General features: G+C 38.2%; 11 protein-coding genes. 10 read left to right on the top strand and 1 reads right to left on the bottom strand.

Features of this window, described 5'->3' with window-relative positions:
• Nucleotides 1–482: 482 nt before the first annotated feature.
• From HMPREF2984_RS04050 to HMPREF2984_RS04010, 10 genes are all read left to right on the top strand, one after another.
• Entirely contained in the window at nucleotides 483–746 is a 264-nt protein-coding gene (locus tag HMPREF2984_RS04050) for a chorismate mutase (RefSeq protein ID WP_049533340.1), read from the top strand.
• Between the two features lie 16 nt (nucleotides 747–762).
• Nucleotides 763–1,980 (top strand): chloride channel protein, encoded by a 1,218-nt coding sequence (locus tag HMPREF2984_RS04045; protein WP_049533339.1) that lies wholly within the window; start codon nucleotides 763–765, stop codon nucleotides 1,978–1,980.
• An 85-nt stretch (nucleotides 1,981–2,065) separates the two neighbouring features.
• Nucleotides 2,066–2,905, top strand: coding sequence for a thymidylate synthase (locus tag HMPREF2984_RS04040; protein ID WP_049533338.1), 840 nt, complete (start codon nucleotides 2,066–2,068; stop codon nucleotides 2,903–2,905).
• A 184-nt stretch (nucleotides 2,906–3,089) separates the two neighbouring features.
• Nucleotides 3,090–3,602, top strand: a complete 513-nt coding sequence (locus HMPREF2984_RS04035; RefSeq protein WP_003042235.1) for a dihydrofolate reductase — start codon at nucleotides 3,090–3,092, stop codon at nucleotides 3,600–3,602.
• Nucleotides 3,602–3,775, top strand: coding sequence for a hypothetical protein (locus HMPREF2984_RS09580; RefSeq protein WP_003024903.1), 174 nt, complete (start codon nucleotides 3,602–3,604; stop codon nucleotides 3,773–3,775). Before HMPREF2984_RS04035 ends, HMPREF2984_RS09580 begins: the two co-directional genes overlap by 1 nt.
• Before the next feature lie 37 nt (nucleotides 3,776–3,812).
• The gene (gene clpX, locus HMPREF2984_RS04030) at nucleotides 3,813–5,045 is read left to right on the top strand and encodes an ATP-dependent Clp protease ATP-binding subunit ClpX (protein WP_003042329.1); all 1,233 of its coding nucleotides are present in this window, start codon (nucleotides 3,813–3,815) and stop codon (nucleotides 5,043–5,045) included.
• Nucleotides 5,046–5,056: 11 nt separating this feature from the next.
• The gene (gene yihA, locus HMPREF2984_RS04025; RefSeq protein ID WP_003027978.1) at nucleotides 5,057–5,644 is read left to right on the top strand and encodes a ribosome biogenesis GTP-binding protein YihA/YsxC; all 588 of its coding nucleotides are present in this window, start codon (nucleotides 5,057–5,059) and stop codon (nucleotides 5,642–5,644) included.
• Between the two features lie 122 nt (nucleotides 5,645–5,766).
• Nucleotides 5,767–6,474 (top strand): glucosaminidase domain-containing protein, encoded by a 708-nt coding sequence (locus HMPREF2984_RS04020; protein ID WP_003027979.1) that lies wholly within the window; start codon nucleotides 5,767–5,769, stop codon nucleotides 6,472–6,474.
• Nucleotides 6,475–6,646: 172 nt separating this feature from the next.
• Nucleotides 6,647–8,392, top strand: a complete 1,746-nt coding sequence (locus HMPREF2984_RS04015; RefSeq protein ID WP_049533337.1) for an ABC transporter ATP-binding protein — start codon at nucleotides 6,647–6,649, stop codon at nucleotides 8,390–8,392.
• Nucleotides 8,373–10,121 (top strand): ABC transporter ATP-binding protein, encoded by a 1,749-nt coding sequence (locus HMPREF2984_RS04010; RefSeq protein WP_070670576.1) that lies wholly within the window; start codon nucleotides 8,373–8,375, stop codon nucleotides 10,119–10,121. Before HMPREF2984_RS04015 ends, HMPREF2984_RS04010 begins: the two co-directional genes overlap by 20 nt.
• 20 nt (nucleotides 10,122–10,141) lie before the next feature.
• Here the strand turns inward: HMPREF2984_RS04010 and HMPREF2984_RS04005 are convergent, their stop codons facing one another.
• Nucleotides 10,142–11,677, bottom strand: a complete 1,536-nt coding sequence (locus HMPREF2984_RS04005) for an ATP-binding cassette domain-containing protein (protein ID WP_003042799.1) — start codon at nucleotides 11,675–11,677, stop codon at nucleotides 10,142–10,144.
• Nucleotides 11,678–11,792 lie beyond the last annotated feature (115 nt).

Below are 11,792 nucleotides of genomic sequence, written 5' to 3'. Positions count from 1 at the left end.
AAACTATTCAAATAATTAAAAAAATTTTAAATAGGTAAAACCTGAGATATATTCTCATAATTCTATCATCATCACTCTCATAAAAATGCAAACTGAGAATATAATATATAGAAAGGTTCTCAAATTAAAAATCAGAAGTTCTACTAATGTGTACTTCTGTTTTTTTGGCTTTACATCAACTTTTTATTATATTTTAGTCAATTATTCATCATAAAAAACAATCTTGTGTCAAATTTGCCCCCACACTTTCCTATGAAGTTATAGCACTTGTAATCCCAATAGATCTTTATCTGTATAAAAACGACTCTCACATTAACTTTTCGTTTTAGAGCTGAAAGAATAGGCTTTATTTGAACTTTTCTCAATTTGAGTGTTATTTTTCTGCTAAAATTGAGAAAATTAGGACTTGAGATTCAAAACCTGACGATTACTAGCATATTGTGAAAAATTTTGTTAAGATAGAAAGCAATTAGGAGGAAATCATGGATTTAGTAGAAATTAGAAAAGAAATTGATCAAATAGATGCAGATTTGATTGCCTTACTAGAGAAAAGAATGGCTTTGGTGAGTCAAGTTGCTCTCTATAAACGTCAGACTGGAAAAGCTGTATTAGACACTCAGCGAGAACAAGTAATTTTAGAGAAAATTGCAAATAGTGTACATGAAAAACAGTACGAAGAAAGCATTGTTCAGACTTTTTCTGATATTTTGAAACATTCGCGTGCTTATCAAGACCAACACGTCTAATAATGAGGGCGATAAAATGAAAAAGGTAGATAGCGTAGAATGGCTTGATATTGGAAAGCGAACAGTGGCTATTACAGTGTTATCCATTTTTATAGGTCTAGTAGTTGGGATTATTGATGCGATATTTGGGCGAACCCTTATCTTTTTAAGCGATATTCGTTCTATGTATCCACTCTATTTGATTCCTTTTTTAGCTGTTGCGGGATTAGGGATTGTATTTCTTTATCAAAAGTATGGTGGAAGCAGTAGCAAAGGGATGACCTTGATTTTTGATGTAGGACATGGTGTAGAGGAACATATCCCAAAGCGCTTAATTCCTTTGGTTATATTGACAACTTGGATGACGCACCTTTTTGGTGGCTCAGCTGGTCGAGAAGGAGTAGCAGTACAATTAGGAGCAACAGTTTCTCATCGGTTTGGCAAGAAATTTTCTATCCCCAACACTTCAAAAATCTTTTTAGTCGCAGGAATGGCTGCTGGTTTTGCTGGACTGTTTCAAACACCGCTGGCGGCAATTTTGTTTGCAATGGAAGTCTTGGTTGTAGGAACCATGCAACTGACGGCTCTGTATCCTGCAATGATTGCTTCCTTTGTTGCTTCTTGGACATCGCATGCGTTAGGGCTTGAAAAGTTTGTACAACCAATTTCTGTGCATCTGGTATTGTCACCGACGCTTCTTATCAAATTAGTGTTTCTCGGAGTTCTATTTGGACTTTGCGGCAATTTATTTGCTTATGCTCTCTCATGGAGCAAAAAGAAAGCAGCAATTATTTTTCCAAATCCCTACAAACGGATTGTGGTGATGGGAGTTGTCTTGAGCATTGTTTTTTTACTGTTGGATAAAGGACGATACTCAGGGCTTGGAACAAATTTGATTGCAGCCAGTTTTGCTGGTCAGCCCGTCTATGTATATGATTGGCTCTTCAAATTACTTCTGACAGTTTTGACATTAGCTGCTGGCTTTCAAGGCGGAGAAGTGACACCGCTTTTTGCAATTGGTGCAAGCTTAGGTGTGTTGCTAGCGGGTTTATTTGGACTTCCAGTTGGTTTGGTTGCTGCACTAGGTTATGCTGCTGTTTTTGGAAGTGCAACATCTACTTTTTTAGGACCTATTCTAATCGGCTGTGAAGTATTTGGCTTTACTAATTTCCCCTATTTTTTCATAGTGTGTGCGGTGGCGTTTTCTCTACATCGTCAGCATTCGATTTATGGAGCTCAAAAAATTCGATATTAAAGCATGTTCTCCTGCGAGGTTTTGACTTGTAGGAGATTTTTATTTTGTGTTATACTAGAAAAAGCAATATTAGAAAAGGGAAATCATGACAAAAGCAGATACTATTTTTAAAGAAAATATTCGAAAAATCTTGACTGAAGGTGTTTTTTCTGAAAATGCTCGCCCTCGTTATAAAAACGGGAAAGTGGCTAACTCTAAGTATATCACCGGTTCTTTTGCTGAATACGACTTGAGCAAGGGAGAATTTCCTATTACAACGCTTCGCCCAATTGCTATCAAATCAGCAATCAAAGAGGTGCTCTGGATTTACCAAGACCAATCCAATAGCTTAGATATTTTAGAAGAAAAGTACAATGTTCATTATTGGAATGATTGGGAAGTGGGAGATACTCGCACGATTGGCTTACGCTATGGCGCTGTTGTTAAGAAACATGATATTATCAATAAAATCTTGAAACAGCTAGAAATCAATCCTTGGAATCGACGAAATATTATCTCGCTTTGGGATTACGAAGCATTTGAGGAAACAGAAGGTCTATTGCCTTGTGCTTTTCAGACCATGTTTGACGTACGCCGTGTAGACGGTGACATTTATCTGGATGTAACTCTGACACAACGCTCAAATGATATGTTGGTAGCTCATCACATCAATGCCATGCAGTATGTAGCATTGCAAATGATGATTGCCAAGCATTTTGGCTGGAAAGTTGGTAAATTATTTTATTTTGTCAACAATTTGCATATTTATGATAATCAATTTGAACAAGCTGAAGAATTACTTCGACGTGAACCAACTAACTGTACGCCACGCTTGGTTTTAAATGTTCCAGACGGAACCAACTTTTTTGATATTAAAGCAGAATATTTTGAATTAGTTGATTATGATCCTGTTAAGCCGCAGTTGAAATTTGATTTAGCGATTTGAGAATGAAGTAATTTTCAGATTTTCAAAATCTAAAAAATAAAGGGCTGTATCTAACTATTTTCACCAGACATCATAAAAGAATGGATTTCTTGTGCGATATAAATTAGTGTTGATTTGATAGTTAAAGTCAGCCTTTTTTTGTGAAATTTGATAAAATAGAAATATCAATTCAAAGGATGAGGAAATGATAAAGAAAATTGTAGCTATTTGGGCGCAAGATGAGAATGGCTTGATTGGGCGAAACAACACATTGCCCTGGCATTTACCAGCTGATCTCAAGCATTTTAAAGAAATGACAACTGGGCAGGCTATTTTAATGGGGCGAGTGACATTTGATGGGATGAACCGCAGAGTATTGCCCAATCGCACGACAATTATTTTGACGAGAGACAAATCATATCAAGCAGAGAATGAGCGAGTTCTGGTGTTTCATGATGTTGACTCGGTTATGAAATGGTATGAGACTCAGGAAAAAACTCTTTATATTATCGGCGGCGGTCAGATTTTTTCTGCGTTCGAGCCCTTAATAGATGAATTAGTTATTACCCGTATTCATGCTAGTGTACAAGGTGATACTTATTTCCCGAAAGATTTTGATATGACGAAATTTCAGGAGTTGTCTCATCAGTTTCATGCCAAAGATGAAAAGAATGAGTATGACTTTACTGTCACAACTTTTCAGAGAAAGGAGTCGTAATGGAACGTAGTATTTTCGGATTTTTTACGGCTCTTTTGTGTGTCGTTTGTGTTATGGCGGCAACGCAAGCTTTTCGTAAAAAACGGTATGGATTGTCAGTGCTCTTTTGGCTGAATGCTTTTACAAATTTAGTGAATAGTATTCATGCTTTTTATATGACCTTATTTAAATGAGAAACAGAATAAACAACGAATAGAATTGGAGTGAAAAATGCCTACAAATCGTACGAACGAAATGATGGTTTATTGTTCTTTTTGTGGTAAAAGCCAAGAAGAAGTGCAAAAGATTATCGCAGGAAATAATGCCTTTATTTGTAATGAATGTGTGGAATTAGCACAAGAAATCATCAGAGAGGAACTAGCAGAAGAAGTGCTAGCAGACTTGTCAGAAGTGCCAAAACCACAAGAACTACTCAATATTTTGAATCACTATGTGATTGGACAAGACCGTGCTAAGCGTGCTTTGGCTGTGGCTGTCTACAATCACTATAAACGCATCAATTTTCATGATAATCGTGAAGATGAGGAAGATGTCGAATTGCAGAAATCCAATATCCTTATGATTGGTCCAACTGGTTCTGGCAAGACCTTCCTCGCTCAAACTTTAGCAAAAAGTCTGAATGTTCCTTTTGCGATTGCAGATGCGACAGCTTTGACAGAAGCTGGGTATGTCGGAGAAGATGTTGAAAATATTCTCTTGAAACTCTTGCAAGCAGCAGATTTCAATATTGAGCGTGCTGAACGTGGTATCATCTATGTAGATGAGATTGACAAAATTGCGAAGAAAAGCGAAAATGTCTCTATTACTCGTGATGTGTCTGGTGAAGGTGTTCAGCAAGCACTCCTCAAGATTATTGAAGGAACTGTAGCCAGCGTACCTCCGCAAGGCGGTCGCAAGCATCCTCAACAAGAGATGATTCAAGTAGATACGAAAAATATTCTCTTTATCGTTGGTGGTGCATTTGACGGTATTGAAGAAATTGTCAAACAACGTCTAGGCGAAAAAATTATCGGTTTTGGTCAAAACAACAAGGCCATTGATGAAACTAGTTCTTATATGCAAGAAATCATCTCTGAAGATATTCAAAAATTTGGCTTGATTCCTGAATTGATTGGTCGTTTGCCTGTGTTTGCAGCGCTTGAGCCTTTAACAGTTGATGATTTGGTGCGAATCCTTCGCGAACCAAAGAATGCTTTAGTGAAGCAATATCAGACTCTTCTTTCTTATGATGATGTCAAATTGGAGTTTGATGATGATGCTCTTCAGGAAATCGCTAACAAGGCCATTGAACGCAAGACAGGTGCGCGTGGATTACGTTCGATTATCGAGGAAACTATGATGGATGTCATGTTTGAAGTTCCAAGTCAAGAAAATGTGAAGCTGGTACGGATTACCAAGGAAGCAGTTGACGGAACGGATAAGCCGATTTTAGAAACAGCATAAAGAGGTGTGCAATGGAAATTAACACACACAATGCAGAAATTTTGCTAAGTGCAGCCAACAAATCTCATTATCCGCAAGACGAGATTCCTGAAATTGCCCTTGCAGGACGATCCAATGTTGGAAAATCTTCCTTTATCAATACATTGTTAAATCGAAAAAATTTAGCTCGAACTTCTGGTAAACCAGGAAAAACGCAACTGCTTAATTTTTTCAACATTGATGATAAGCTCCGCTTTGTGGATGTCCCAGGCTATGGTTATGCTAAAGTTTCTAAAACAGAACGAGCGAAGTGGGGCAAGATGATCGAGGAATATCTGACGAGCAGGGAAAATCTTAGAGCAGTTGTCAGTCTAGTGGACGTTCGCCATGAGCCAAGTACAGACGACGTACAAATGTACGAATTTCTCAAATATTATGAAATACCAGTCATTGTCGTAGCCACGAAAGCTGACAAAGTTCCACGCGGCAAATGGAACAAGTATGAATCAGTCATTAAGAAAAAGTTAGATTTTGATAAAAATGATGATTTTATTATTTTTTCATCTGTTAATAAAGATGGTTTAGATGCAGCTTGGGATGCGATTTTGGAAAAAATTTAGGAATTGAAGAAAAACTGAGAATCATTTTCTCGGTTTTTTATAATGAATCTGTCACTAAATTGTAACTAAGAACTGGGAATTTTATGTTATAATCAAAATATATTATACTGGAGAAATAAGCTATGAGAAAGAAAAAATTGAAAAAAGGAATTTTAACAGTTCTAGCTTTGGTGACCGCTGCTTTATTGGTTAGTGCAGTTTTGTCCAAGCAAGTTCACCCAGCTAGTGCCAATGACGAGACTTACCAACGTCCGTTGACCCAAACAGAAGTGTTTATTTCACAAATTGGTGAGACTGCTCGTCAATTGGGACAAGAGAATGATTTGTATGCTTCGGTTATGATTGCACAAGCCATTCTGGAAAGCAATTCTGGACGTTCCGCTTTGTCAGCCGCTCCTCATCATAATTTATTTGGCATCAAAGGACAGTATGCTGGTCAGTCAGCCACAATGCCTACACTAGAAGATGATGGACAAGGAAATAGTTATAATGTCAATGCAGAATTTAGATCCTATCCAAGTTATGTTGAATCTTTACAAGACTATGTGGCGATTTTAAAACATAGCCGCTACACTTATGCTTGGAAGAGTAATACGACTAGCTATATGAATGCGACTGCTGCTTTAACAGGTGTCTATGCAACGGATACAAGCTATAATGTTAAGTTGAATAATTTGATTCAACAATATAATTTGACACAATACGATGTACCAAATGTGCAAGCAACCAATGTTGCAACAACTAACAAAGTCTACAATCCTTATCGCCAACAATACACAACACAAGAAGTGTTAGATTTGGATGTTGCTTGGGCAAATCGTCATCAATAATATTTTATTTGAAAGAAATTTAGTAGGAGAGAGCGACATCGTTCTTCTCCTTTTTATCTGGAATTCATCTAACAAAAATTCTCCTATAAAAATAATTGTATCCGCTAACAAATCACAGAGAAGGCTAGATTATGATAAAATAGAACTAGTTTTGTGTAGGAAAAGAGATTTCATGAAAGATTTATTTAAATATTTTAAAGGTTATATCAAGGAATCCTTGTTGGGGCCACTTTTTAAATTATTAGAAGCTAGTTTTGAACTATTGGTGCCAATTTTGATTGCAACAATTGTGGACCAAACAATCCCTAAAAAAGATAGTGTGCATCTTTATACCATGGTCTTTTTGTTGGTTGTCCTAGCATCATTTGGTGTTGTTGTGGCGGTTATTGCTCAATATTATTCTTCAAAAGCAGCGGTAGGATTTACACGTCAATTAACTAAAGATTTATATCAAAAAATCATGCGTTTGCCAAAAGCTAGTCGAGATAGCTTGACGACATCTAGTCTGGTCACTCGTTTAACAAGTGATACTTATCAAATTCAGACTGGTATCAATCAATTTCTTCGTCTTTTTTTGCGCGCGCCGATTATTGTTTTTGGCTCAATAATCATGGCATTTTTGATTAGTCCAAGTATTACAGTCTGGTTTTTACTCATGGTTGTCATCCTAACGGGCATTATCTATATCATGTCACGCTTGGTGAATCCGCTTTACGCTAAAATTCGCCAGATTACAGATAAAATTGTCAATATGACACGCCAGCAACTGCAAGGTATGCGTGTTATCTGTGCCTTTGGGCAAACAAATAAAGAAATTCATGAGTTTAGAGATACCAATGAAATTTATAAGACCTGGCAGATAAAAACAGGAGTTTGGTCTAGCTTGATGAGCCCGTTGACTTTTTTAGTGGTAAATAGCACGTTAGTCATGGTTATTTGGCATGGGAATCTAGTTATTGGACAGGATTTGCTGACGCAAGGGAAATTAGTCGCTTTAGTCAATTACCTTTTGCAAATTTTGATAGAACTGTTGAAACTAGCTATGCTCGTCACTTCTTTGAACCAAAGTTACATCAGCGCTGGACGAATCCAAGAGGTTTTTGAACAGGAAGAGGAAGATGTACTAGCAGAACTGTCAATACGGCATTCTGTTGGTGCTCAATCTATTTCTGCCGAAAATGTTACCTTTACCTATCCACAAGCTGCTAGTCCAGCTTTGGAAAATATTTCGTTTGACGTACTATCTGGTCAGACTTTGGGAGTGATTGGTGGAACAGGCTCAGGAAAATCAACCTTGGTGCAGCTCTTAGCGCATTTGTATACGATTGATACTGGTCAGTTGGCTATTTTCAAAAATGGTCGAAGCCCTCGAAATCTTAAAGAATGGCGCACTTGGATGAGTTTGGTGCCACAAAAAGCAGAATTGTTCCGCGGAACGATTCGCTCAAATTTATTGCTGGGTTTGGAAGACAAGGTGACGGATGAACAACTTTGGTGGGCTCTTGATATTGCGCAGGCTAGTGACTTTGTACAGGAAAAAGAAGGTCAGCTAGATGCAGTAGTAGAAGCTTTTGGTCGGAATTTTTCCGGTGGTCAACGCCAACGGTTGACGATTGCGCGCGCTATTTTACAAAAAGCACCTTTTCTGGTGCTGGATGATTCCACTTCGGCACTTGATTATTTAACAGAAGCTAAACTATTGCAAGCGATTAAAGAGCAGTTAAAGAACACAAGTTTGATTTTAATTTCACAGCGAACCAATAGCTTGCGTGCAGCTGATCAGATACTTGTCTTGGACAAGGGTCGGCAGGTCGCTCTTGGCAAACATGAAGATTTGCTTCAAACGAGCGCTATTTATCGAGAAATTCATCTCTCACAACATAGTAAGGAGGAAAAGCATGAAAACGAGGTATTCTAAAAGTGGTCTGAAACGCCTTGCAAGTGATTTGTTGCAACAGCGCTGGCTTTTCCTACTAGCTACAATTGGAACAATTGTTCAGGTTGCTTTGACCATTTATTTGCCAATTTTGATTGGGAATGCAGTTGATAGTGTTCTACTTCCTGATGCAAGTCAGCATTTGCTTCCAATTCTCTCGAAAATGGGTATGGTGATTGTTGCCAATACAGCGATTCAATGGCTCAATCCTTTAATCTATAATCAGTTGATTTATAGTTATAGTCAGAAACTTCGGGACGCAGTTATTCAAAAAATTCATCGACTTCCCTTGGCTTATCTTGATCATCAAGGGAGTGGTGATTTAGTGAGTCGCTTGACGACGGACGTGGAGCAGTTAAATAATGGTCTGCTCATGGTCTTCAATCAGTTTTTTGTAGGCGTGTTGACTATTCTTGTAACGATTGTAACAATGGCAAGGATTGACTTTTTCATGATGATATTAGTCTTGCTTTTAACTCCCTTATCTATGCTGATTGCGCGTTTTATTGCCCGTAAAAGTTACAAGCTGTTTCAAAAACAAACAACAGCTCGAGGGCTGCAGACGCAGCTCATTGAAGAAAGTTTCTCTCAAGAAAGTTTGATTCACAGTTTCAATGCCCAAGAGCAATTCATTACGGATTTTACAAAGGGCAATGAGAGCTATGCGGACTATTCTCAGGATGCTATCTTTTATTCCTCTACTGTCAATCCAGCGACGCGCTTCGTGAATGCTCTTATTTATGCCATTGTTGTTGGATTTGGTGCGGTTCGTATCATTAATGGCTCTGGTTTCACAGTTGGACAATTAGTGACATTCTTAAATTATGTCAACCAATACACCAAACCATTCAACGATATTTCGTCTGTTATGGCTGAATTACAAAGTGCCCTTGCTTGTGCAGAGCGTTTGTACATGATTTTAGATGAAAAAGAAGTTGTGGAAACTGGAAAAGAAGAACTCACGAGTGAAGCAGTACGGGGTGCGATTCATTTTGAGCACGTCCGTTTTGGTTATGAAAAAGATAAACCTTTGATTCACGATTTAAACATGACCGTTCCAGCAGGAAGCAAAGTTGCTATTGTCGGGCCAACTGGTGCTGGAAAATCGACTTTAATCAATCTCCTCATGCGTTTTTATAATGTAGATGCGGGTAAGATTAAGTTAGACGACAGAGATATTTCAGATTATACCAGAGTCTCATTTCGCCAGCAGTTTGGTATGGTTTTACAAGAAACATGGCTGAAGACGGGGACAATTCATGAAAATATTGCTTTTGGGCGACCAGAGGCTAGCCGAGAAGAAGTAATTGCAGCAGCTAAAGCTGCTAATGCTCATTTCTTTATTCAGCAATTGCCACATGGCTACGATACTTATCTAGCAGATGCGGGAGATTCTTTGTCACAAGGACAACGGCAGTTGTTGACCATTGCGCGTGTTTTTCTAGCGGTTCCTAAAATCCTGATTTTGGATGAGGCAACATCCTCTATTGATACGCGGACTGAAGTACTCATTCAAGAGGCTTTTAATAAGCTGATGGTGGGAAGAACCAGTTTTATCATTGCTCATCGCTTGTCTACCATTCAGAATGCAGATATCATTTTAGTGTTGGTTGACGGAGATATTGTGGAACATGGCAGTCATCAAGAGCTGATGCGAGCACAAGGCGTTTATTACCAAATGCAGACAGCTCAAGGGAACTTGGCTGTTTAAGATCGACTAGGAGAACAAACTTATAGCTGTTCTTTGCGGACTGGCTCTATTCCTGTCTCAGTCAAGCGATAGATTTTCTGACAAACTTCTTTGAGAAAGGTGCGGTCATGTGAAACGGTAATGATAGCGCCGTTATAATCTGTAAAAAGTTTTCGTACTTGTGGCTGAGAAGTGGGAGAAAAGTTGCGTGTCGGCTCATCTAGCAACAAGACATTTGCTTGATCTAATACCATTTTTAGAAGCAGTAATTTAGCTTTTTGTCCACCAGATAGCTGGGAAATAGAATGTTGCACTTCATTGCGCGTGAATTGCAGACTGGCTAGGTGGGTGAGGATTTTTTCTCGCTCAATACCCTCTCTTGTGGATGTTAGAAAATCTATTGGAGAATCGACTTCGTTTAAACTATCAGGATAGTTTTGAGGCATATATCCTAGTGTAATGCCTCTCTTTTCTTTCAGTAGATGTCGCAGTTCTTTGAGAAAAGTAGATTTACCGACACCATTTTTACCAATAATCCCAATCTTTTCCTGCCCTAAGAGTTCAAAATTTATATTTTGGGCTAAAGTGCGCTCTCCTACCTTCAAACACATTTGCTCGAGAGTGACTACTCTTTTTGTAGATGGCAGAGGAGTGATAGCAGGAAATTTCAGATTGATAGCATCTGCCTGTATTGGCAATTCTGTCAGTTCAGACGCTTCTCTCTCAAATCGTTTGCCCTGTGAGAGGACGTTTTTCATTTTTTTAGCCACTAATCTCCCAGCCGTGCTATCATGAGTGTTGCGCAGCACGTGCTCCACACTTTGTTTGACGCGGCGATGTTTTTCCATTGTTTTTTGATATTCTTCTCGTTCTTTTTTTGCATCTTTAGTTTGCTTTTCAAATGCGGTCTGTCTTTGCTGGCTGTAATTTTCATAATCAAGATTCTGTACGGTCGTCCGAGCTTTTTGCTTTTTCTTAACCAATTCCAAATGCACGATTTTTGTTGCTGCATGACTTAAAAGACTTTCATCATGTGAAACAAACATGACTGTTTGAGGTGTATTTTGCAAAAAATTCTCCAGCCAAATCATAGTATCGATGTCTAAATCATTAGAAGGTTCATCTAAAAAGAGAATGTCCCAATTTGTAGAGAGGATTTTTAAAAGCTGCACTTTTAATGTTTCACCACCGGATAAAGTGGCTATTGTTTGCTGACTAGTAAAACGTTCGCTATCAAAATGTAATTCTTGAGCAAAGCGGTAAAGTTTGCTGTAATCTAAGTCTACGTTCAAATCGCCAAAGAAGTAATCGTTGAGGGAGAGCCTTCTTTCATTTTCAGGCAAAGTTTGCGGCAAATAAGCATAATGACTATAGCTTTTCTGAATCTCTCCGGTATAGCTAATATAATCTGAAACAAATCTTTCATCCATAAGTAGTTTTAGAAGGGTCGATTTTCCATTTCCTTCTTCTCCGATAATGCCGGCTTTATCGCCTGCATTGACAGTAAGTGATAAATCGCTAACTAAGTCTTTCAAATCTTTTAAATGGGTAATAGTTAAATGTCGAATTTGTAGCATACAAGTCTCCTTTTGATGTTCATTGTCATTTTAGAGCTAAGAAAAACAGCCCTATTTATCTAGTAGAGCTGTTCTTGTTTTTGGATTGCCAACAAACATTACAAAACGGAGTAGT

The organism is Streptococcus sp. HMSC066E07 (assembly GCF_001814695.1).
GTDB classification, from domain to species: Bacteria; Bacillota; Bacilli; order Lactobacillales; family Streptococcaceae; genus Streptococcus; species Streptococcus hominis.
This window is presented reverse-complemented; position numbering and strand designations above follow the sequence as displayed.

Bases quoted from the DNA above. Each gene is read 5' to 3' on its own strand.
- HMPREF2984_RS04050 (WP_049533340.1), top strand. From the start codon at position 483: ATGGATTTAGTAGAAATTAGAAAAGAAATTGATCAAATAGATGCAGAT.
- HMPREF2984_RS04045 (WP_049533339.1), top strand. From the start codon at position 763: ATGAAAAAGGTAGATAGCGTAGAATGGCTTGATATTGGAAAGCGAACA.
- HMPREF2984_RS04040 (WP_049533338.1), top strand. From the start codon at position 2,066: ATGACAAAAGCAGATACTATTTTTAAAGAAAATATTCGAAAAATCTTG.
- HMPREF2984_RS04035 (WP_003042235.1), top strand. From the start codon at position 3,090: ATGATAAAGAAAATTGTAGCTATTTGGGCGCAAGATGAGAATGGCTTG.
- HMPREF2984_RS09580 (WP_003024903.1), top strand. From the start codon at position 3,602: ATGGAACGTAGTATTTTCGGATTTTTTACGGCTCTTTTGTGTGTCGTT.
- clpX (WP_003042329.1), top strand. From the start codon at position 3,813: ATGCCTACAAATCGTACGAACGAAATGATGGTTTATTGTTCTTTTTGT.
- yihA (WP_003027978.1), top strand. From the start codon at position 5,057: ATGGAAATTAACACACACAATGCAGAAATTTTGCTAAGTGCAGCCAAC.
- HMPREF2984_RS04020 (WP_003027979.1), top strand. From the start codon at position 5,767: ATGAGAAAGAAAAAATTGAAAAAAGGAATTTTAACAGTTCTAGCTTTG.
- HMPREF2984_RS04015 (WP_049533337.1), top strand. From the start codon at position 6,647: ATGAAAGATTTATTTAAATATTTTAAAGGTTATATCAAGGAATCCTTG.
- HMPREF2984_RS04010 (WP_070670576.1), top strand. From the start codon at position 8,373: ATGAAAACGAGGTATTCTAAAAGTGGTCTGAAACGCCTTGCAAGTGAT.
- HMPREF2984_RS04005 (WP_003042799.1), bottom strand. From the start codon at position 11,677: ATGCTACAAATTCGACATTTAACTATTACCCATTTAAAAGATTTGAAA.